The organism is Micromonospora sp. NBC_01638 (assembly GCF_045209745.1).
Lineage (GTDB): Bacteria > Actinomycetota > Actinomycetes > Mycobacteriales > Micromonosporaceae > Micromonospora.
On the sequence record NZ_CP109273.1, the window covers coordinates 3020022 to 3041148 of the forward strand.

Consider the following 21127-nt stretch of genomic DNA (forward strand, 5'->3'; position numbering starts at 1 on the left):
TTGATCGACTCGAGGTCAAGGAAGGCGGGCTATCAAACCAGCCGGGACAGCCCGACATCCGTGAACCCGAGTGGATCAAGGCCCGCCGGCCTGGCCCGGCCCGGCCCGGCGAGCGTGGGGCGGACGGGCCAGGACCGTGCGTGAGGCGGACGGGTCAGGACCGTGCGTGGGCGGACGGGTCAGGCCGCGGAGCTGGCCGCCGGAGCCTTGCCGCCGCTCGACCCACCCGAAGAGGACGACGACCCCGAGGACGACGACCCCGAAGAGGACGACCCCGAGGAGGACGACGAACCCGACGATGAGGAGGAGGAACCGGACGACGAGGACGACGACGATCCCTCGCCGGAGGACGACTCGGACTTCGCCGGCTTGCTGGCCGCGCCGTCCGCCGTCGCCTCAGAGCCGGACGCCCGCGAGTCGGTGCGGTAGAAGCCCGAGCCCTTGAAGACGATGCCGACCGAGTTGAAGACCTTGCGCAGCCGCCCCTGACACGCCGGGCACTCGGTCAGCGGCGCGTCAGAGAAGGACTGCACCGCCTCGAGCTGGTTACCGCACGCGGTGCAGGCGTACTGGTACGTGGGCACGTTCTCCTCCGGATCTGGGGCTCAGCCAGTTGGCACTCGACGTATTCGAGTGCCAATGGTGCGTCATTCGCCCCGGGTTCGTCCAGCGGACGTGTGGGGCGCGACACCCTGCGCCGCACCCGGGCCATCATCAAGCGTACGCACCCCGTCGGCAGGGGTGACGACCGCGCGGACACGGCGGTCGTGCGACTCCGCCGGCAGCGCCTCAACCAGCTCGCCGTCGTGCAGAGGCACCACCGTCAGCGTCGCCTCGGGCACCCGGGCGAGTGCGCGGTCGTACGAGCCGCCGCCGCGTCCGAGCCGCCGACCCAGGTGGTCCACCGCGAGAGCGGGTACGACCACCAGCTGCGCGCCCGCCACGGCGGCCACCCCGAGGCGGGCACCAACGGGCTCGCGGATACCCCGACCCGCGGCGATCAGGTCGTCCGGCCCGGTGTACGCCGCCCAGTCCAGATCGAGGTCGGCGAGGAGCACCGGCAGCAGCAACTCGGCGTCGGCTGGCAGTGCCGCCCGCAGCACCTCCGGCAGGTCGGCGCCGCCCGGTTCGGAGCCGACCGGCACGTACGCCGTCATCCTCTGCGGGCGCAGCCGGCGTACCAGCGCGACCAGCTCGACCTGCACGCGCCCGGCGGCGGCGACCCGGGCGGGACCGGGCAGCAACCGGCGGCGGGCGAGCAGCTCGACGCGGGCGTCCCGCTTCGCAGCACGGGTCACTTCTGCTTCATCAGAAAATTCCGGCACGCAACACTCCTGACGCAACGCCTCTCGCACGGTCGCTCTGTGTCAGCATCGCAAGCATCGGAGGCGGAACTTCCGGGGGGACCGAGTGACGCTACGCGGGCGGTTGACAGCAGCCTTCCTCGTGGTGGTGCTCGGGCCGGTCCTGCTCGGCGCGCTCTTCGTCGCCTCCACCGTCGCGGCTGTCGACCGCAGCCGCTCGATCGAGCGCCTGGCGGTGGCGGCGTCCACCGTGCGGACGTCGGTCGACGCGCTCTGCCAGCAGTTGCGCGCTGCCGCCGACGCGGTGGCCCTCACCGCCGATCCGGCCGTCACCGCTGCTCAACTGGTCAGCCGGGGCCTGGCCGCTGCGGTGCTGATCACCGACGTGGACGGCCAGGTCACCTACGTCTCGCCCGGCGCGCCGTCCACCCCGTGGCGGGACTGCTCGGACTCGACCACGGGTTCGACCAGCCCGGTCCGCGCACTGGCCGCCGAGGTCGACCTGCGCGACCGCGCTGGCACCCTGCTGGGCAGGGTGACCGCCGCGCAACTTGTCGACCCGGCCTTCGTCGCCCGGCTGGCGGCGGTGACCGGGGTGGCGGTCACCCTGCTCGACAGCGGAGCGACCGCCGCGCGGGTCACCCACACGACCGAGTCCCGCGAGGTACGCGACGCGGTGCTGGCCGCCGCCAGCGCCGTCGATGGCGAGCGGGTCACCGAGACCAGCGAGGGTCGGTACGTGCGGAGGATCGGTCCGTCCGACGCGCAGCCGCTGCCGCTGGTGCTCTCGGTGCCCAGCGAGCGGCCGCCGGGGCTGCACGCCACGCTTGTCGGGGTGGTCGTGCTGGCCGGGCTGCTCGCCGTGCTGACCGCCTGGCGGCTGGCCCGGGTGACCACCCGACCGCTGGTGGAGTTGGCTGGCGCGGTCGACCGGGTGGCCCACGGCGACCTGACCGCCCGAGTGCCGGTACGCAGCCGCGACGAGCTGGGCCGGCTGGCCGCCGCCTTCAACCGGATGACCCGGGAGACCGGGTCCTACGTCGCGGCGCTGACCAGCAACCGGGACCAGCTCCGCGGGCACCTCGCGGTGCTCGGTGACACCCTGGCCAGCACGCACGACCTGCAACGCATCTTGCGGGTGATCCTGCGCAGCGCCATCGGAGCCACCGGCGCGCGCGCCGGCGCCGTGCTGCTGGTGGAGACCGGCGGGGTGCTCGTCGCCCAGTGCACCGAGGGATTGGACGGGCGCTGGCCGGAGGGGGACGCGGACGGATCGCAGACGCTTCGGGTGCCGGTGGGCGTCGGTGTGGTCGGCGCCGTCGCCGCCACCGGCGAACCGCAGCGGGGCAGGGCCGAGCCGACCGAGGCCCCGTCGGGGGAGCCGCGCTGCCGCACGTACGTCGCGGTCCCGTTCGCCGCCCCCGGCGGCGCCGCGGCCACCCTCAGCGGGACCTCGGGGTCGGCCGACGAGGCCGGCGCCGCGGCGGCGCTCGGCGTGCTGGCCCTCTACGACCGGCTGGGCGCGGACGAGTTCGACGACGACGACCTGGTCACCCTGCGCACCTTCGCCAGCCATGCGGCGGTTGCGGTGGACAACGTCCGGGTGCACGAGGAGGCGCAGCGGCTCTCGCTCACCGACCCGCTCACCGGGCTGTGGAACTACCGCTACCTGCGCGAATCCATCCGGCGGGAGGTGGAACGGGCCAGTCGCTTCGGGCGGATGCTCAGCATCCTCGCGCTGGACCTCGACCGGTTCAAGGACGTCAACGACACGTACGGGCACGCTGCGGGGGACACGGTGCTGGCCGAGTTCGCCCGGCGGGTGCGCGGCGAGATCCGTGAGGTCGACCTGGCCTTCCGGCAGGGCGGTGAGGAGTTCGTTCTGCTGCTGCCGGAGACCGACACGCGGGGCGCGGCGATTGTGGCCGAGCGGCTCGGCGCGGTGGTGCGCGAGACGCCGATCGCCGTCGAGGCGTACGCCGGGCCGGTCCTGGTGACCGTGTCGGTGGGCATCGCCGTCTTTCCGGACAACGGCAGCACCGGGCGGGAGGTGCTGGAGGCCGCCGACGACGCGCTCTACGCGGCCAAGGCGGCCGGCCGCGACACGTACCGGGTCGCCGAGGTGCACCCGGACGTGCCGACGCGGGAGATACCGGTGCTCGCGAGGGCCGTGAGCCCACCGGATGGGCTGCCGCGCGCCGGCCAGCCCGTGCACGCCATCCGGGAGCCGGGCGGGCCCGCCCGGTCGGAGCCGGCTGTGGGCGTACCGGAATCATCGTCGGCCGGCCCGGCGCAGGCCCGGCCGGAGTCGGCCGACGACCCGGCGGACAGCGCGACGGGCGGGGCGTGGGCCGGCCCGGGCGCCGCGCGGCCGGCGTCGGGTGGCGGCGCGTCTTCTGGGCCACAGCCGCCGCGGCAGAGCCGTGGCCGATAGTCTCGCGGCATGTCGGAGCACTCAGCGAACCCCTCATCGACGGTCGCCGCAACTGGCCGTCCCCTGGCGGTCAAGGCCGTCATCCCGGCCGCCGGACTTGCCACCCGGTTCCTGCCGGCCACCAAGGCGGTGCCCAAGGAGCTGCTGCCGGTGGTGGACCGGCCGGTTCTGCAGTACATCGTCGAGGAGGCCGCCCAGGCCGGCATCAGTGACGTATTACTGATCACCGGTCGGGGTAAGACATCGATGGTGGACCACTTTGACCGTCGCCCCGACCTGGAGAGCAGGCTGGAGGAGAAGGGCGACGCCGAGCGGTTGGCCGCCGTGCGTCGGCCCAGCGAGCTGGCCGAGATCTACACCGTGCGGCAGCCCGAGCAGCTCGGGCTCGGCCACGCCGTCGGGTACGCCGAGTCGCACATCGGCGACCAGCCCTTCGCGGTGCTGCTCGGCGACGAGTTCGTCAAGCCGTCGGAGCCGCTGCTGCCGGCGATGCTGGAGCTGCAGGCCCGCACCGGCGGCGTCGTGCTCGCCTTTTTCGAGGTGGACCCGGCCGAGACCAAGCGGTACGGCATCGCCTCCGTCGAGCCCGCCGAGTCGGAGCTGACCGACATCGGTGAGGTCGTCAAGGTCACCGGGATGGTGGAGAAGCCGCAGCCGGAGGACGCCCCGAGCAACCTCGCGGTGCTCGGCCGCTACGTGCTGCCCGGCACGATCTTCGACGCGATCCAACGGACGAAGCCGGGTAGCGGCGGCGAGATCCAGCTGACCGACGCGATGGAGTTGCTGCGCACCGAGGGCACCCCGGTGCACGCGATCGTCTACCGGGGCACCCGTTACGACACCGGCATGCCGCTGGGCTACCTGCAGACGGTGGTGCAGATCGCCGCCGAGCGCGACGACCTGGGCGCCGAGTTCCGGTCCTGGTTGGCCGAGTTCGTCAAGGCCGACTCGGCAGGCGGATCTGGTACATGACCGCGACGGCCGACGCCGAGGCGGCCGCGAACGAGTTGACGCCGCTCGCCGACTACCTGGGCAGCGTGCTGCGCAGGTTGCGTGCGCTGCCGCCACTCGACCTCGACCTCACGCAGGCGCACGGCAATGTCCTCGCCGAGGACGTCGTCGCGCCGCACGCCTTCCCGGCCTTCGACCAGGCGGCCGTGGACGGCTACGCCGCCCGCTGGGAGGACATTTCGGGAGGGGGCCGGGGCCCGAGCTATGTCCCGGCCCCCTCCGGCACGCCCGGGGGCCGGACCATCCGGCTGAACGTGGTCGGCGATCTCGGCGCGGCGAGCTGGCGGCCGGTCCGGCTCACCCCGGGCTCGTGCTTCTCGGTGGCCGCCGGGGCGCCGCTGCCGATCGGCGCGGACGTGGTGGTCCCGGTGGAGTGGACCGACCAGGGCATGGCCGCGGTGGAGATCTTCCGCACCCCCAAGCGGGGGTACGGGGTACGCCGAGCCGGTGAGGAACTGCCCGGCGGCACTCTGCTCGCCCGGGCCGGCACGTACGTCTCCCCGGCCCTGGTCGCGGTCTTCGCCGCCACCGGCATCGGGCACGTGGTGGTCCGGCCCAGCCCACGGGTGGTCATCGTGGCCACCGGCGACGAACTGGTCGACGTGGGTCGGGGCAGCCAGCCGGGGCAGGTGGTGGACGCGAACTCGCACGCGCTGACCGCCGCCGCGGCAGAGGTGGGAGCGCAGGCGTACCGGGTGGGTATCTGCGACGACGACCCGGAGGGGCTGCGCGGGCTGCTGGAGGACCAGACCCTGCGCGCCGACCTGATCATCACCACCGGGGGGACCGGCACCGGCCCCGGAGACATGGTGCGTCGGATCCTGTCCCGGCGGGAGGGCAACCGGGCTGGTCCGGTCACCTTCACCGATGTGGCGCTCTATCCCGGCACCGCGCTCGGCTTCGGCACGGTCGGCGCCGAGGAGGTGCCGGTGGTCTGCCTGCCCGGCGATCCCGGTGCCGCGCTGATCGGCTTCGAGGTGCTGGCCCGCCCGGCCATCCAACTGCTCGCCGGCGCCGAGCCGGTGTTCCGGCCCAGCGTGCGGGCGCATCTGCTGGAGACCGTGTCGTCCCCGGGCGGGCTGCGCGAGTTTCGGCCCGCGCACGTCGCCGAGCGGCGCGGCGGTGGTTACACCGTCCAGCCGCTCAGTGGGGGGCCGTTCACCCTCTCCGGGCTGGCCGAGGCCAACGGGCTGCTGGTGCTCGGCGAGCGCGTCACCACCGCTGCCGCCGGCTCCACGGTGGATGTTCTGCTGCTGGACCGCCGTCGGTGACGCTGTCCCGGTCGGTCCGTCGGCGGCCTGCGTCAGGCGGTCGCCGGATCGTCCCGGTGGGTGCGGTCGTCCCGGTGGGTGTGGTTGGTGCGGTGGGTCCACTTGCGCACGACACGGTCTCACGCGGGAGACTGTGCGGGTGAGTCTCTTCGGACCCGCACGGGCACCGGGCTGGCCGGCGGAGTTGGCGGACGGCCCGGTGCTGCTGCGGCCCTACCGACGCTCCGACGCTGCGGCGTGGTCGGAGGTGCGCCGGGCCAACCGGGCCTGGTTGGCACCCTGGGAGTCGTCACTGCCCGGCGGTTGGGACGAACTGAACTCGCCGGCCGCGTTCCGCTGGGTGCACCGTGACCAGCGGCGGTCAGCCCGTGAGGGTGAGGGCATGCCGTTCGCGGTCTGCCTGCGCGAGGCCGACCGGGATCGGCTGGTTGGGCACATCAATGTGGGCAGCATCGTGCGGCGGGCGCTCTGCTCCGGCTACGTCGGCTACTGGGTGGACGCCCGGGTCGCCGGCCAGGGTGTGATCCCAACGGCGCTCGCGCTTGCCGTGGACCACGTGTTCGGCCCGGGCGGGTTGCACCGGGTGGAGATCAACATCCGTCCGGAGAACCAGCCGTCCCGGCGGGTGGTGGAGAAGTTGGGCTTCCGCGAGGAGTCGTACCACGTGCGCTACATGCACATCGACGGCGCTTGGCGTGACCACATCGGATACGCGATGACGAGTGAGGAGATCGCCGCCGAGGGTGGCCTGCTGGCCCGTTGGCACCGGATCCGCGCCAAAGCCCGGTAAGAGGCTGTCGGGAGATCCCGGGGCGTTCGAGGCGGAGTCCAGGTGGCGATCCGGCAAAACGGAGGTTGACCCGGATACCGGTGTTGTATCCGGACCAACCTCCAACGCCGCCGGTCGTCGGCGGGGCCCGCCGTAGCCGCGGCGGGATTTCCCGACAGCCTCTCAGCCGTCCCACGGACGGGATCGGCGCGGCGCGGTGGCATCCCGGTCGGCTCGCCGTAACCTCAAGTAACTGCAAGCTGCGGCAAGCGCTCCTTGGCCGGACGATCCACGCATTCAAGCGCCATCGGTGGAAGATCCTGCGGTCGGGTGGCGGTTGCTTCGAATTCGGTGACGGGAGGGGTGAGGGTGCCGACCTCGGTGCTCCTCGCCGTCCTCGCCGCCGCCGGCCTGCTCGCTCTGGCCCCGGCGCTGGTTCGCCGCTACGACGCCACCGAGCGGCTGGTGGCGGAGCGGGCGCAGTCGACGGCGCGGGTGCTCCAGCGCCGCCGGCGACGCCGCACTGTGCCGGGACGGCAACCCGTCCACCCTCCGCGCGCGCTCATCATCACACTCAGTGAGGACACGGCTACGGGTGCGTTGGCCGCGCCGGTCTCCGCACCCCCGGCCGCCCGCCGCTCCGGTCGGCTGCGCGCCGTGCCACCCGCACCGAAACGGTCCCGCCGCCGCCCGCCGCCCCGCCGACAGCACACCCCTGCCGTGTACCGGCGTCGCCGAGTGCTCGCCGCTCTGCTGTTGCTCAACGTCGTCGAGTTGATCGGCGTGCTGTTCGTCAGCCCCGGCTTCTGGATCGGCTTCTCGGCCACCTTCCTGCTCCTGGCCATGTACGTCGTCCACCTGCGTGGCCGGGCACTCGCTGGGCGTCGTCGTCGCCGCGCCCGGGCCCGGGAGGCGGCCTGGCTGGCGGCCCGGCAGGCCGAGGTGCGCCGGGAGCAGGCTCGCCGGGCCGCAGCCCGCCGGGAGGCGCAGCGCCGCCTGGCCGCCCAGCGCGAGGGGGTACGCCGAGCCGCCATGGGCCTGGATCGACCGGGTGACCTGCCGACGGCGGTCAACGGTGGATCGGTCTCGTACCGACGGTCGGGCGGACTACGTGGGCGCCCCTACGAGGCCGGCCGAGGCGCCTGACGCCCTCGCCCAGGGCGGCCGACCTGCTCTGCGCCGTCGGCTTGATCGGGCTGGGCCGTCGGCTTGATCGACTCGGGTTTCTGGAAAGCGGGGTGTCGCGGCGCCCAGGATGCCCCGATTTCCGGGAAGCCGAGTGGATCTTTGAGCGGGCAGGAGCGCCGCGCTGGGGGCGGATTCGCGGTGGGGGCCGGCGACCTGTTAGCCTTGCTGCCGGCCCGCCCGGTGTAAGCCGGGTGGGACCGAAGCCGGTTCGCCGGTGGGGGGCTGTGGCGCAGACTGGTAGCGCACCTCGTTCGCATCGAGGGGGTCAGGGGTTCAAATCCCCTCAGCTCCACCAGCAACACGTACGACCAGGGGAAATCCTGCTAGCAAGATCAGCGGGCACAGATCCGGCACAGATCAGCGAGAATCCAGGGCCTTCGGGCCCTGTTTTCGTTTGGCGCTCGCGTCGCGGAGAGGACCCCGCGATAAGCCGCAGAGTCGACATCCTCGGCAACAGCTAGCAGCAGCACCGTTCAGTTAGGGCGGTTGGGGTGCTGTTAAGGGCGCGTCAATCAGACGTGGGGTCTCGGCACAAGGTTCACCGCTCCAAGGACGCTGCTGCGCTGCGCCGATCTGTGAGTGAGGTTGCCGAGATGCGTGGAATGTCCCCTACGTCGAGGCAGCAAGTGCAAGATCGCGGAAGGGGGCAGGTTGGCCCACCACAGCTCCATGATCGGCGGGGCGGGGCGGGGCGGGTTGACGAACAGCCGCCCCGCCTGACTGAACTGCGTTGCAGTTAGTAGTGGTTGTCGATCGGCCGGCGCGCCTCGTCGAACAGCGCCGGACCCTCGTACCGCACCGGGGGCAGCGGTGGAGTGGCCGGCTTGATGTCCTCGAACTGTTCGGTGGACAGGGCGTACACCACCCGGCCGAGGCCGGAGCGGCCGATCGCGGTCGCGCACATCGGGCAGGGTTGGCAGCTGGTGTACATGGTGGTGCCGGCGGCCACGTCCGGGGCGAGTTCCCGGGCGGCCCAGCGGGCCAGCTTCAGTTCCGGGTGGGCGGTGATGTCCGAGTCGGAGACCACGGTGTTGTGGTCCTCGATCAGAACGGTGCCGTCCGCGGCGACGAGCAACGAGCCGAACGGCCGTTCGCCGGATGCCCCGGCCTTGCTGGCAATGTCCACGGCACGGCGGAGAAACTTCTCGTCGTCGGGCGTCATCGGTCCTCCTGGGTCTTGGCGTACGCGGCCACGGCCGCGAGTGTCTGCCAGGCGCGTTCGGGCTGGCGGATCTCGGTCAGGTCGCCGTTGAACGGGTCGAGCACCACCGTCTCCGCGCCGAGCAGACGGATCTGGTCGAGGTCGGCGATGATCTGCCCGATGGTGCCGACGCCGGCGAGCCGGTCCGGGGCGGTGACCGGTTCACGGGTTTCCCGGAGCGCGATGCGTGGCATCAACGCCGGAGTGGGGCGACCCAGTTCGTCGGCGATGGTCTTGAGCCGTCCGACCGCCTCCGCCAGCCATCCGGGCGTCATCCGGAGCGGGTGCCACGCGTCTCCGAGTCTTACCGCTCGACGCATGCCGGCGTCGCTGTTGCCTCCGACCCAGATCGGGATCGCCTCGGTGTCGTAATCGTCGGTGTTGCGCCAGGCGTCACGCATGGCGTGCAGGTACTGGTCGGTCAGCGCGCCGCGCCGCTGGTATGGCACGCCGAGCGCCTCGAACTCCTGCCGTGCCCAGCCGACGCCGACGCCAAGGACGAACCGGCCGCCGCTGAGCCGGTTGAGATTCGCCGCCATCCGGGCGGTGAGCAACGGGTGCCGGTACGGGACGATGAGCACCGTGGTGCCCAGCCGGACCCGGCGGGTCACCCCGGCCAGCCAGGACAGCGTGGTGAACGGCTCATAGAACGGCGCCGGATACTTTTTGGCCACGTCCGGGGTCACCGCGATGTGGTCCGAGACCATCAGCAGGTCGAAGCCGAGGCCCTCGACCGTCCGCGCCCACTGTCGCAGCAGGTCAGGATCGGTGCCCGGGGCGAAGTTCGGTACGTTCACGCCAATCTGCACAGGTTCGAGAGTAGTCAGTGTGGATCTAGCTGTGAACAGCATGTTCACGGGCCTTGGTGGTGTTCGCCGCGAATCCATCGGTAGATTCGCCAGGTGGCAGAGAATCTTGATGTCGTCGATTGGTCCATTCTGACCGAGTTGCAGAACGACGGCCGCCTGCCGATCACCGAACTCAGCCGACGGGTCAGACTGAGCGCGTCGGCCACCAGCGAACGGGTGCGACGGCTGGAGGCGACAGGCGTGATCACGGGCTACCGCGCCGAGGTCGACCTGGCCAAGGCGGGCTTCGCCGTGCTCGCGGTGGTGCGGCTGAAGTATCCCGGCAGTCGGCACGAACCGCTGCGCCGGCTGCTGGAGCGACGGTCGGAACTACTGGAGTGTCTTCGCACCACAGGTGACGACTGTTACGTGTTGAAGGTTGCCGCGACGTCCATGGCACACCTCGAACAGGTCGTCAACGAACTCGCCGCGTTCGGCAGCACCACGACCAGCGTCGTCTACAGCGCAACCCTGCCCTATCGCGGCCCGCGCCCGACGGTCTCCAGCGGTGACCCGTTGACCGATCCGGTCGCGTGATCTGGACAACCGTAGCGAAGGGGCGACGCCTCGCAGGGCGACTAGGAGAAGCGCTCGGTCGCGTGGAGAAGTCGTGGTGGTGGTGGGCGAACTCCTCGACGACGATCCCCTCGGGCTCAGGGAGGGGGTCGGCAGCCATCGGCGACGCTCGTCGTCGTGCATCCATCGTGGTCCCAGGAAACCGTAGCGCCGTCGCGTGAGTGAACGCGGGACCGGCCGGGGCACGACCGGTCCCGCGTCCAGGCGCTACGGCTTCCAGGAGCCGGCGGTCTTGAACTGGTGCTGGTACTCCAGCGCGCCGGACGTGTCGGGCACGTCGAACACCACACTGCCGGTGCGTTTGGTGCCGGCGGCCAGATCGTTGCTGGCGGGCATCGGTTTGCCGCAGCCGGACAGGGCCCCACCGATCGCGGTGGTCTTGGTGCCGTCGGCGGCGACCCAGTGGAAGAAGAGCGGGTTCGACGAAGCGGTGCCCTTGGTGACGGCCACCGTCACGTCGGCGATCACGTACATGCCCTCGTCGGGCTTGAGGCCGCGGGAGGTGCAGGGTTTGGTGGCGCTGCGGAACTTCGTCACGGTGATTTCGACGGTGCCGTCGTCGCCGTCGAGGACCAGGGTGTCTCCGGGCGACATGTTGCGGGTGTCGTCGTCGATCGGCGGTGGTGTCGACGAGGGTGCCGTAGCCGGTGGCTGCCCGACGCCCCGGGGCACGTCGGGCGTGGGTAGCGCCTCGGACACGGTGGGCGCGGTCCGGCTGGCGCCGATGACGACCGCCACGATGCCGCCCGCGCAGGAGAGCAGGGTGAGCACGGCAGCGGTCACCGCGACGACCACCACGGTCTTCTTGGCGCCTTTCGACTGCACCGGTGGCGGTGCGAGGAGCGGATAGCCCGGCACCCCAGGCACCCGGTATCCGCTGCCAGCGCCCGCGTACCCGCTGCCAGCGCCCGCGTACGCGGCGCCGGAGAACGGCGGCTGCGGTGTCGCCGGGTACGGATCGGTCGGCGGGTCCACGTTCGGCTGCTGGGGATCTTGCGGCCCGACGGGGGGCTGAGGGTGGGTCACCGTACTCCTTGACGCCTCGTACGTGCGGTTCGGGAACTTGCCGACGCTACCGTGCGTGGCGAAACGCCCGATCGCCGCGCCGGAACGGATCCCACCGTCCGCACTGGTGCGTTGGACCGGCCAGCCTGGACGGTGTTCAACCGAGCACTGAACGTCTATGTGGACAGGTGGCGCAGTCGTCGCACTGAGTGACTATGGGTGGTCAGCGCAGTGGAAGCACGGCGGCGGTGCGGACCAGCCCGTCGGCGACCACGAAGCGGCCGGTGATCGATGCCGGTGGGTCGTCGACCGCCGCGGCGTCCACCCGGGCCTGCGCGATCCGGGCCGTGAACGTGCCCGCGTCCGGATCAAGGTCGAGTCGGGCGTCATGGAAGTCCAGCCAGCTCCCGACGACCGGGTACCAGACCTTGTAGACGGTCTCCTTGGCGCTGAACAACACGAGCGGCCAGGACGTGCCGCTGGGCAGCCGCGCGCAGTCGGCCTCCTCCTCGGGCAGCAGCACGAGTCTGTGTACTCCCAGATTGACCTCGCGGTGCTGCTCGGCATCCATCCCGACGGACCTGATGTCGGTGGTGTGCGCCGCCGCGGCGGCGCAGTAGCCGGTGGTGTGGGTGATGGTGCCGACCACCCCGGCCGGCCAGACCGGCGCCCGGTCGGCGGCGGACGGCACGGCGGTCGGTGGCAGGCCGAGATCGGTCAATGCCCGGCGGGCGCAGGCCCTCCCGGCAGTGAAGTCCCGCCGGCGGGTCGGTACGGCCCGCTCGCTGAGGCACGCCTGCTCAGCGGGGAGCAGTTCGCCCGCCCAGTCTTCCGGCCCGGCCACCGCCACGGCGACTGTCGACGGCAGCAGGTCACGCATCGCCTCAACCTACCCGTCGGTAGAAATGGAGCATCCGCTCAAGCGTCAACTTTCCGACTCCCACGACCGGAGAAGGTACCGCAAAGATGTAACACCGGAGGGACGCGTAACGCCGTTCCTGATGGCTCCGGGGGGACCACCATCAAACACTGGCCGGCACGGCAAGCCGCCAGTCCCGTGGACATCTGGAAGGACGTGCGATGACCGATGGTGCGGAACGGCCGGGGGTGCGGGCTGATGAGCACGCCCCGAAGACCCCCGGCTGGAGTTGCGGGTCCTGCGGTGACGAGTGGCCGTGCGCGACGAAGCGCAGCCGGCTGCTGGCGGAGTACGAGGGCGACCGGGCGATGCTCAGCGTCTATCTGGGCTCCTGCCTCGCCGCCGCCACGGAGGATCTGCGCGCCGCCCCGGTGATGTCGCTCCAGGAGAGGTTCATCGGCTGGTTGCCGCGCGGCTCCCGGCGCAGCTGAGCCTCTGGTGGCCCCGCCGCCGGGCGGGGCCACCAGAGGGGGCGTTCAGCGACGCCGGGGCCGCCGGGTCACCGCGAAGCCGACCACGCCAGCGACCGCGGCGAGCACACCGCCGATGGCGGTCCAGACCCAGCGCGAGCCGAGATCCGGCAACCAGTCCGTGAGCGAGTCGCTCTCGTCGTCGGCCTCCGGGTCCGCCACGGGTACGGCGTTGAGCACCGTGCCCGCCTTGGTGTTCGGCACCAGCGGTGCGGCCAACTCGCCGTCGTCAGCCGAGGCGCCCCGGTCGGCGATGGTGCCGACCAGCAGGTCCACGTCGATCGGCGCACCAAGATCCGGCTCCGGCAGGTCGATCACGGAGAGCCGGATGACGTACGTGCCGGGCAGCGGATCGGCCGACCAGGGCTCGGCCCACGGCCGCACCTCGCGCAGCGTGCAGCCCAGCACCACGCTCGATGCCTTCGCGTCCACGGTCGGGGTCTGCGCCCCGGCGGTGCACGCCTGGCGTCGGCGCAACCCGTCGAAGACGTCGACCGTCCAGGTGGAGGCGCCGCTGCGCCCCTTCGGGAAGGTGACGGTGGCATTGATCTCCTGCACCTGGCCGGCCTTCGCCGGGAACGACCAGTAGAGGTGATCGCCGATCGAGGCGTCCACCCGCACCGGCTGCCCGGCGGAGATCGGGGTGGCGGTGAGGAACGACGTGCCGGCCCGGTTCACCGGTGTGGCACCCGGGGAGGGGGTCGGAGCGGCGACCGCCGCGGCGGGGACCAGCGCGGCCCCGCCGGCGGCAAGCAGTGCCGCCAGCGACCGGAACAGTGCGGTACGCATCAGTTCTCCCTCCAGGTGGCGACCCACCAGCGGGTGAGCAGGCCGGCGAGCAGGCCGGTGATCAGCCCGGCAACGGTGAGCAGGGCGAGCAGCACCCAGCCCCGGCCGAGGTCCGGTCCGTCCGGTGCGGGCGCGGCAGCGACCACGTCGATGGTCAACTCCACCGGCATACCCGGGGTCGCCGCGGTGCCGGGGCGCGGGGCGAACGAGTTGCTCACGACGAGGCAGACGGTGGTGGGTTCGACGACTGGCGCGGAGGTCTCCGCGGTCTTTGCGGCATCCTCGTCGTCGTCGGCGGCGGCTGACCAGCGCAGCCCGGCGGAGAGCACATCGGCCCGCCCGCTGCCGGCGTCCGCGCCTCGGACCAGTTCCCGGCCGTCCGCTGCGGTGGCCCGCAGCAGCACCCCGTAGTCCCGGTTCACCGCTCGGTCCAGCGCCATGCTCACCGACGCCCGCAGCTCCTGCCCGGGGCGTACCGGCACCCGGTAGTAGCGGTGCTCGGAGAACGCCTCCCGGTCGGCGTACACACCGGGGGCGAGCAGCGGCGCCGAGTCGCAGGCGTTCGCGCCGCCGACCACGGTCGGGGCGCGGGTGTGCGTGTCGCCGGCCCGCTCGACGAGCTGTTTGATCCGGTCGGTCAGCTCCTCAGCGCTCTGCGCGGCGGTGTAGGTGCCGCCGGTCGCGCTGGCGATGCAGAGCAGCTGCCGGCGGACCTTCTCGTCGGGGGCCAGACCGAGGGTGTCGACGACCAGGCTGGTGCCCTGGGCGGCCAGCTCCCGGGCCACCTCGCACGGGTCCGGCGGGGCGCAGGTGTCCTCGCCGTCGGTGATCAGCACGATCCGCCGCGTCGTGGCTCCGGCGCCCAGGTCCTGTGCGGCGGAGCGCAGTGCGAGGCCGACCGGTGTGAATCCGGTCGGCCGCAGCGTCGCCACCGCGGCCTTGGCCGCGGACCGGTCCACCGGGCCGACCGGCACGATCTGCTGCGTGTCCTGGCAGCCGACCTTCTTGTCCTTGCCGCGGTAGGTCGCGCCGAGCACCCGGATGCCGAGCTGGGTTTCCTCCGGCAGTGCGTCCACGACCTCGTTGAAGGCCTGCTGTGCGACCGAGATCCGGCTGCGTCCGTCGATGTCGGCGGCGCGCATCGAGCCGCTGACGTCGAGCACCAGCTCGACCCGGGGCGGTTCGGGCGCCGGCTCCTCGTCGGCCTGGGCCGGGGCGGGCCCGGCCAGCGCGGTGGTCGCCAGCAGTCCGAGGAGGACAGCCGTCGATCGTCTGAAGTTGATCACGGCCCGCAGTGTAGTGAGATCCACTTTGGATGATCGTCCGGGTGTCGGGCGTTCCGGCCCGGGCACCTCCGGCGAGGGCGAGGTGTGCCTCTGACCGGCTGTTTCCGCGCTCTGGGTCCACGTCAGGTCACCCTCGGTCAACTGCTAAAGGAGAGGCGTCGGCCCGGCCGACATCCGTCGGAAATCTGACCCAAGTTGCCCCGTTGTGCCGGTGGTGCGCGGTGGTTAAGCTCATCATGCGCGCCCCAATCGCCCGCTTCCCCCGTGGCAGGCGATCGGGGCGCGCGTTTATGTCAAAAGGGCCCGCACGCTTCAAGCGTGCGGGCCCTTTTCCGTCGCGCTGTGCGGCGCGTCGCCTGTCGGTGCTTATATCCACCGACCGTCGAGCCACATCCGGGACAGCCAGTCCGAGTACGGAATCAACCGCCCGACGAAAATCGGATAGAAGTACGCGAAACAGAGCGCCACCAGCAGCACGTACGCCCCAGCCGCGACGCTGCCCACCAGTCGGCGTTCGTAACTCGGGTCGCCGGGGATTAGCGGCGCCACCTCACCCACGTCACCCCCGGCGGGAACGATCAGCGCGCCCAGCACGTACACCACGGCCAGCACCAGGAACGGCAGCGCCGGCGCGGCGTAGAACGAGAACATCGTGCGGCCCTCGAGGGCGAACCAGAACCAGGGCAGCAGCCCGGCCGCCACGCTCAGCAGGATCGCGCCGGCCCGCCAGTCCCGACGGGCCACGCCCAGCCAGGCCAGCGCCACGAGAGCGGGCAGGAACGACCACCAGAGCAGCGGGGTGCCGAGCAGCAGGATCTCCGAGGCGCAGCTCGGCGCGCCGCAGGCGCCGTCACCGGACCAGTGGAACGCCACCGGGCGACCCAGCAGCAACCACTGCCACGGCCACGACTGGTATTTGTGTGCATCGTCGAGCTGGGCGTGGAAGCCGTACGCCGCACGGTGGTACTCGAAGAGGTTGATCAGCGGACCGATCACCGGGCGGTCGCTGAGCGGGGCGCTCGGGTAGGCCGACGCGAGCCGGTAGTAGCCGTCGTCGGTGAGCAGCCAGCCCGACCAGGTGGCGATGTAGGTGCCGACCATGAGCACGCCGGCGAGCACCAGCCAGGGCAGCTCGTCGAGCAGGGTGTCCCGCCAGGGCCGGCGGACCCCCGCCGAGCGGCGGACGCCGACCTCCCAGAGGAGCACCAGCAGCGCGAAGGCCGGTACGAAATACAGCGCGCTCCACTTCACCGCGCAGGCGCAGCCGAGCAGCACCCCGGCCGCCAACCGCCACCACGGCCAGGTGCGCCAACCGGTCGGCGGCCGGCCGGCGCGGCCCGACTGGCTCGGGTCGAGCCCGTCGTCCAGCGCCCGCGCCCAGCGGCGTCGGCGGGCGTCCCGATCGAGCACCAACGCGCCGAACGCGGCCAGCACGAAGAACAGCAGGAAGATGTCGAGCAGCGCCGCGCGGGACAGCACCAGGTGGAAGCCGTCCAGGGCGAGCAGCAGGCCGGCCGCGCAGCCGAGGACCGTCGAGCGGAACATCCGTCGACCGATGCGGACCAGCAGCAACACCGACAGGGTGCCGATCACGGCCGCCGAGAACCGCCAGCCGAACTCCGGCGCGGTGGTGATCAGGTGCCCAGGGACGGAGACCTTCGACTCCACGTCCTGATAGCCGAAGGCCCACTCGCCGAGGCCGATCAGCCACTTGCCCAGCGGCGGGTGCACCACGTACGACGGGCCGTTGTCCTTGTAGTTCCACTCGACGCCGCGGCTGATCAGCCCGTAGGCGTCCTTGGCGTAGTACGTCTCGTCGAAGATCTTGCCCTTCGGGCTGGACAGCCCGACGAAGCGCAGGATCGCCGCGATGGCCACCACCACAGCCGTGGCCAGCCAGGAGAACCGGTCCAGTTGGGTGTCGACGGTGGCGAACCGTCGCCGGACCACGGCGGACAAACCGCCGCCACTGGCATGTGGTGCCGTTGGCTCCTGGTTGGTGCTGGGCTCGCCCGTCACCTCGACCATCCTGGTCGGGTCGGCGCTCGGGCTCTGCGCTGTCGACGCACTCGTCACCCGGCGATCGTAGGCTGCCAACGTGTCCGGTGGCGTCCGTCGTCCCTGATACCGGTATTCGCAGTCAATGAAGGAGACGAACTCGTGGGTGAAATGTCCGAAGCTGGGCGCCTGATCCTGCTCGGTGCCCCGCTCGGCAACCCCGCCGACGCCTCGGCCCGGTTCCGGGAGGTGCTGATCAGCGCCGACGTGGTCGCGGCAGAGGACACTCGCCGGCTGACCCGGTTGGCCCGCGATCTCGACATCACTGTCGGCGGTCGAATCGTCTCCTACTTCGAGGGCAACGAGGAGCGGCGTACCCCCGAGCTGGTCGAGGTCATCCTCGGCGGGTACGTGGTGGCACTGGTCACCGACGGGGGGATGCCAAGCGTCTCGGACCCCGGCTACCGGCTGGTCCGGGCCGCGTTGGACGTCGGGGCGCCGGTCACCGTCGCCCCCGGGCCGAGCGCGGTCACCACCGCACTGGCGGTCTCCGGGCTGCCCTGCGACCGGTTCTGCTTCGAGGGCTTCCTGCCCCGCACCCCCGGTGCCCGCCGATCCCGGTTGCGGGCGCTCGCCGCCGAGGAGCGCACCCTGGTCTTCTTCGAGGCCCCGCACCGGATCGGTGCGGCCCTCACCGACCTGGCCGACGCCTTCGGCGCCCAACGGCCGGCCGCGCTCTGCCGTGAGCTCACCAAAACCTACGAGGAGGTCCTTCGCCGCCCCCTCGGCGAGCTGGCCCGGTGGGCCGCCGAAGGCAACCCGCGCGGAGAGATCACCCTGGTGGTGGCCGGGGCGCCGGTGCAGGCCCCGGAACGCCCCGACGACGAGACCCTGCGCGCGGCGGTCGCCGAGCGGGAGGCCGCCGGCCGGTCCCGCCGCGACGCCATCACCGACGTCGCCACCGAGTACGCGCTGCGCCGCCGGGACGTCTACACGATCGTGCACAGCTGACCGAACCTCGGCGGCGGTGCGGGCTCACCAGGCGGCGACCAGGAAGCCGACGGTGATCAGCACCGGACCGGCGATGGCGGTGGCCATCGCCCAGCGGCGGTGCCGGCGGCCGGGTAGTCGGGCCGACCCGGTCCACCGGACGATGCCGGCGGTGCAGCCCAGCACCACCAGCAGTCCGGGCAGCCAGTGCAGGTGCCGGTCCACGCCGACGCCCGCGTACGCGGTGCCGCCGTCCGGGCCGGTCATCCGTGCCCGTAGCGGCGTCCCGGGAGCGTCGCCTCCGGCGAGGACGCCGCTGACCCGTACACCGTGCGCGATGAACCGCCCGTCCTCCGCCGTGAAGATCCCCCGGCACCGCAGGGTGAGCCCGCCGCCGGTGCAGTCGTCGATCACCACCGTACCCGTTCGGGCGTGCCCGACCGCGAGCCAGAACGGGCCGGTGCTGACCCAGGCGAAGAAGGCCGTGACCAGGCTCAACGCCACCAGCGCGGCGAGCCCGGGCAGCGGATCCGGCGGTGGGGCCGGACGGCCCGCTGCCCGGCGCCACGCCCGGCGGAAGCTGCGATCCCGCTCCGGCGCCGGGTCCTTCCGGACCGGGGTGCCGTCCCAGTGCACCTGCTCGATCGGCGCCCAGAAGACCCCGTCATCGTCGGGCGTGTCGCCGTCGGGCCGGGGGCCCCGGTGCCGGCGGTTCTGCTGGCGTACCGGCACTCGACGCGGCACCGCGTCCACCGGCGCCCCGGTGGTCGGCTCCACCTCGACGGCCTCCGCGGGCTCTGCGGCGGCGGGCGCCGAGCCGACCGTCAAACCTGGTGAGCCGGGCCGGGCCGGGCTGGGTACGGGTGCCGCCGGGGTCGGACGGGCCGGAGTGGGCGGCGGCGCGGCCGGCGTGGGCCGGGCCGGGGTGGCGGCGATCTCTCCCGGACCGCTGCGCCTCGGCGCGGTCGCTCGCCCCGACGGCGCCTGTTGCTCCGCTGGCCGATCGGCGGCAGGCCCGGGGGCGGGGCTCGGTCGTAGGGGGGGACGATCCTCGTGGTCCCGCGCCGCTCGTCTGCCAGTCACGACGTTCATTGCACACCGGTCCGGGAGGCGGAACGGGCAGCTGAGCCGCGTGTCGGCGACAAATCGGACCGTTGGGCGGGGTGGCCGGCCCGGTCCGCCGGCCCGGCACCCCTATTGGTTCGCGGACGCCCCGGACGGGTCACTAGGCTTGCTGCTCATGAGTCATGTTCTCGCGGCAGTGGCCTGGCCGTACGCCAACGGCCCCCGCCACATCGGCCACGTCTCCGGTTTCGGCGTACCCTCCGACGTCTTCGCCCGGTACATGCGGATGGCCGGTCACGACGTGCTCATGGTCTCCGGCACCGACGAGCACGGCACCCCGATCCAGGTGCAGGCCGACGCCGACGGGGTGACCCCGCGCGAGCTGGCCGACCGGTACAACAGGGTGATCGTGGAGGACCTGCACGGCCTCGGGCTCACCTACGACCTGTTCACCCGCACCACCACCCGCAACCACTACGCGGTGGTGCAGGAACTGTTCGAGGGGATGTACCGCAACGGCTACATCGTGCCGAAGACCACCATGGGCGCCATCTCCCCGTCCACCGGGCGCACCCTGCCCGACCGGTACATCGAGGGCACCTGCCCGATCTGCGGGTACGACAGCGCCCGCGGCGACCAGTGCGACAACTGCGGCAACCAGCTCGACCCGATCGACCTGATCGACCCGAAGTCGCGGATCAACGCGGAGACCCCGAAGTTCATCGAGACCGAGCATTTCTTCCTGGACCTGCCCGCCCTGGCCGAGGTGCTGCGGCAATGGCTGGACACCCGGGAGGGGTGGCGGCCCAATGTGCTGCGGTTCTCCCGCAACCTGCTCGACGACCTCCAGCCCCGGGCGATCACCCGGGACCTGGAGTGGGGCGTACCGATCCCGCTGGACGGCTGGCGCGACCGGCCGGACAAGCGGATCTACGTCTGGTTCGACGCGGTGATCGGCTACCTGTCCGCCTCGATCGAGTGGGCTCGCCGCTCCGGCGACCCCGAGGCGTGGCGGAAGTACTGGTCCGCCGACGGCGAGGGTAAGGACGCCCGGTCCTACTACTTCATGGGCAAGGACAACATCGTCTTCCACTCGGTGATCTGGCCGGCGCTGCTCTCCGGCTACTCCGGCGAGGGCTCCCGCGACGGTGAGCCGGGCGAGCTGGGTCGGCTCAACCTGCCCACCGAGGTGGTCTCCAGCGAGTACCTGACCATGGAGGGGCGCAAGTTCTCCTCGTCCCGCAAGGTGGTCATCTACGTTCGCGACTTCCTGGAGCGCTACGACGCCGACGCGTTGCGCTACTTCATCGCCGCCGCCGGCCCGGAGAGCAACGACACCGACTTCACCTGGGCCGAGTTCCTCCGCCGCAACAACGACGAGCTGGTCGCCGGCTGGGGCAACCTGGTCAACCGGTCCGTCTCGATGGCGGCGAAGAACTTCGGGGCGATCCCGCCGGTCGACCCGGCCGGGCTCACCGAAGCCGACGAGGCGCTGCTCGCGGTGGCCCGTGCCGGGTTCACCACGGTCGGCGACCTGATCGGCCGGCACCGGCAGAAGCAGGCGATCGGTGAGGCCATGAAGGTGGTCGCCGAGGCCAACAGGTACCTCTCCGAGCAGGCGCCGTGGAAGCTCAAGGACGAGGCGGACAAGCCCCGGATGGGCACCATCCTGCACGTCGCCCTCCAGGTGATCAGCGACGCCAACACGCTGCTCACCCCGTTCCTGCCGCACTCCGCGCAGCAGGTGCACGAGCTGCTCGGCGGCACCGGTGTGCACGCGCCGATGCCGGTCATCGAGCAGGTCGACGACCTGGACGGCGGTCCGGCGTACCCGGTGCTCACCGGGGACTACACCGTCGGCGCGCGCTGGGAGTCGGTGGCGCTGGAGGCGGGCCGGCCGCTGGCGGTGCCGAAGCCGGTGTTCCGCAAGCTCGACCCGTCGATCGTCGACGAGGAGTTGGCCCGGCTGGCCGACTGAACGCACGACGCGCGCGGCGGCACCG

The 21127-nt window shown here is 72.0% G+C and carries 19 protein-coding genes, 1 tRNA gene and 1 pseudogene; 11 read left to right on the top strand and 10 right to left on the bottom strand.

The features are described from left to right. Positions 1-162: 162 nt before the first annotated feature. A complete protein-coding gene (locus OG811_RS14370; protein WP_406076027.1) occupies positions 163-429 on the top strand; it encodes a hypothetical protein in 267 nt (88 codons plus the stop codon). A gap of 14 nt (positions 430-443) precedes the next feature. Here the strand turns inward: OG811_RS14370 and OG811_RS14375 are convergent. Then, positions 444-584 (bottom strand): annotated as a pseudogene (locus OG811_RS14375) (FmdB family zinc ribbon protein); the annotation flags it as partial. A gap of 63 nt (positions 585-647) precedes the next feature. Then, positions 648-1325 carry a 5-formyltetrahydrofolate cyclo-ligase gene (locus tag OG811_RS14380; protein WP_406074822.1) on the bottom strand — a complete coding sequence of 226 codons (678 nt, stop codon included), beginning with the start codon at positions 1323-1325 and terminating at the stop codon, positions 648-650. Between the two features lie 85 nt (positions 1326-1410). Here OG811_RS14380 and OG811_RS14385 point away from each other — a divergent pair, with 85 nt between their 5' ends. The 6 genes from OG811_RS14385 (at position 1411) to OG811_RS14410 (ending at position 8272) form a co-directional block, all read left to right on the top strand. Next, entirely contained in the window at positions 1411-3738 is a 2328-nt protein-coding gene (locus OG811_RS14385; protein WP_406074824.1) for a diguanylate cyclase, read from the top strand. 9 nt (positions 3739-3747) lie between these two features. Then, positions 3748-4710, top strand: a complete 963-nt coding sequence (locus OG811_RS14390; protein WP_406074825.1) for a UTP--glucose-1-phosphate uridylyltransferase — start codon at positions 3748-3750, stop codon at positions 4708-4710. Next, positions 4707-6020: a gephyrin-like molybdotransferase Glp gene (gene glp, locus OG811_RS14395; protein ID WP_406074826.1), complete on the top strand. Its 1314-nt coding sequence runs from the start codon at positions 4707-4709 to the stop codon at positions 6018-6020. Before OG811_RS14390 ends, glp begins: the two co-directional genes overlap by 4 nt. 139 nt (positions 6021-6159) lie before the next feature. Continuing rightward, entirely contained in the window at positions 6160-6810 is a 651-nt protein-coding gene (locus OG811_RS14400) for a GNAT family N-acetyltransferase (RefSeq protein WP_406074828.1), read from the top strand. Positions 6811-7152: 342 nt separating this feature from the next. Then, positions 7153-7935: a hypothetical protein gene (locus tag OG811_RS14405; protein WP_406074830.1), complete on the top strand. Its 783-nt coding sequence runs from the start codon at positions 7153-7155 to the stop codon at positions 7933-7935. 260 nt (positions 7936-8195) lie between these two features. Further along, a tRNA-Ala gene (locus OG811_RS14410) sits at positions 8196-8272 on the top strand. A gap of 441 nt (positions 8273-8713) precedes the next feature. On the opposite strand, the gene OG811_RS14415 is transcribed toward OG811_RS14410, so the two are convergent. Further along, positions 8714-9139 carry a nucleoside deaminase gene (locus OG811_RS14415; RefSeq protein ID WP_406074832.1) on the bottom strand — a complete coding sequence of 142 codons (426 nt, stop codon included), beginning with the start codon at positions 9137-9139 and terminating at the stop codon, positions 8714-8716. Next, complete coding sequence (locus OG811_RS14420) at positions 9136-9987, bottom strand: TIGR03619 family F420-dependent LLM class oxidoreductase (RefSeq protein ID WP_406074833.1); 852 nt, start codon at positions 9985-9987, stop codon at positions 9136-9138. The genes OG811_RS14415 and OG811_RS14420 overlap by 4 nt, the downstream gene beginning before the upstream one ends. 93 nt (positions 9988-10080) lie before the next feature. On the opposite strand from OG811_RS14420, the gene OG811_RS14425 reads away from it, so the two are divergent. Beyond that, entirely contained in the window at positions 10081-10563 is a 483-nt protein-coding gene (locus OG811_RS14425) for an Lrp/AsnC family transcriptional regulator (protein ID WP_406074834.1), read from the top strand. 246 nt (positions 10564-10809) lie between these two features. Here OG811_RS14425 and OG811_RS14430 read toward each other — a convergent pair whose 3' ends face one another. Next, positions 10810-11628 (bottom strand): DUF4352 domain-containing protein, encoded by an 819-nt coding sequence (locus tag OG811_RS14430; protein WP_406074836.1) that lies wholly within the window; start codon positions 11626-11628, stop codon positions 10810-10812. Between the two features lie 202 nt (positions 11629-11830). Beyond that, complete coding sequence (locus OG811_RS14435; protein ID WP_406074838.1) at positions 11831-12487, bottom strand: 4'-phosphopantetheinyl transferase; 657 nt, start codon at positions 12485-12487, stop codon at positions 11831-11833. Between the two features lie 200 nt (positions 12488-12687). Between OG811_RS14435 and OG811_RS14440 the strand changes: the two genes are divergently transcribed. Then, the gene (locus tag OG811_RS14440; RefSeq protein WP_406074840.1) at positions 12688-12957 is read left to right on the top strand and encodes a hypothetical protein; all 270 of its coding nucleotides are present in this window, start codon (positions 12688-12690) and stop codon (positions 12955-12957) included. 45 nt (positions 12958-13002) lie between these two features. Here the strand turns inward: OG811_RS14440 and OG811_RS14445 are convergent, their stop codons facing one another. The 3 genes from OG811_RS14445 to OG811_RS14455 all read right to left on the bottom strand — a co-directional run bounded on the left by OG811_RS14445 (position 13003) and on the right by OG811_RS14455 (position 17099). Further along, positions 13003-13785, bottom strand: a complete 783-nt coding sequence (locus OG811_RS14445; RefSeq protein WP_406074842.1) for a peptidase — start codon at positions 13783-13785, stop codon at positions 13003-13005. Then, positions 13785-15071 carry a VWA domain-containing protein gene (locus tag OG811_RS14450; protein WP_406074844.1) on the bottom strand — a complete coding sequence of 429 codons (1287 nt, stop codon included), beginning with the start codon at positions 15069-15071 and terminating at the stop codon, positions 13785-13787. Before OG811_RS14450 ends, OG811_RS14445 begins: the two co-directional genes overlap by 1 nt. 366 nt (positions 15072-15437) lie before the next feature. Next, entirely contained in the window at positions 15438-17099 is a 1662-nt protein-coding gene (locus OG811_RS14455; RefSeq protein ID WP_406075729.1) for a dolichyl-phosphate-mannose--protein mannosyltransferase, read from the bottom strand. 141 nt (positions 17100-17240) lie between these two features. Between OG811_RS14455 and rsmI the strand changes: the two genes are divergently transcribed. After that, positions 17241-18080, top strand: a complete 840-nt coding sequence (gene rsmI / locus OG811_RS14460; protein ID WP_406075730.1) for a 16S rRNA (cytidine(1402)-2'-O)-methyltransferase — start codon at positions 17241-17243, stop codon at positions 18078-18080. Positions 18081-18104: 24 nt separating this feature from the next. Here the strand turns inward: rsmI and OG811_RS14465 are convergent, their stop codons facing one another. Next, complete coding sequence (locus tag OG811_RS14465) at positions 18105-18887, bottom strand: hypothetical protein (RefSeq protein WP_406074845.1); 783 nt, start codon at positions 18885-18887, stop codon at positions 18105-18107. Between the two features lie 412 nt (positions 18888-19299). On the opposite strand from OG811_RS14465, the gene metG reads away from it, so the two are divergent. Further along, positions 19300-21102, top strand: coding sequence for a methionine--tRNA ligase (metG, locus tag OG811_RS14470; protein WP_406074846.1), 1803 nt, complete (start codon positions 19300-19302; stop codon positions 21100-21102). Positions 21103-21127 lie beyond the last annotated feature (25 nt).

Coding starts and splice junctions, on each gene's coding strand:
- metG (WP_406074846.1), top strand. CDS start 19,300: ATGAGTCATGTTCTCGCGGCAGTGGCCTGGCCGTACGCCAACGGCCCC.
- rsmI (WP_406075730.1), top strand. CDS start 17,241: ATGTCCGAAGCTGGGCGCCTGATCCTGCTCGGTGCCCCGCTCGGCAAC.
- glp (WP_406074826.1), top strand. CDS start 4,707: ATGACCGCGACGGCCGACGCCGAGGCGGCCGCGAACGAGTTGACGCCG.
- OG811_RS14390 (WP_406074825.1), top strand. CDS start 3,748: ATGTCGGAGCACTCAGCGAACCCCTCATCGACGGTCGCCGCAACTGGC.
- OG811_RS14435 (WP_406074838.1), bottom strand. CDS start 12,487: ATGCGTGACCTGCTGCCGTCGACAGTCGCCGTGGCGGTGGCCGGGCCG.
- OG811_RS14440 (WP_406074840.1), top strand. CDS start 12,688: ATGACCGATGGTGCGGAACGGCCGGGGGTGCGGGCTGATGAGCACGCC.
- OG811_RS14415 (WP_406074832.1), bottom strand. CDS start 9,139: ATGACGCCCGACGACGAGAAGTTTCTCCGCCGTGCCGTGGACATTGCC.
- OG811_RS14445 (WP_406074842.1), bottom strand. CDS start 13,785: ATGCGTACCGCACTGTTCCGGTCGCTGGCGGCACTGCTTGCCGCCGGC.
- OG811_RS14455 (WP_406075729.1), bottom strand. CDS start 17,099: ATGGTCGAGGTGACGGGCGAGCCCAGCACCAACCAGGAGCCAACGGCA.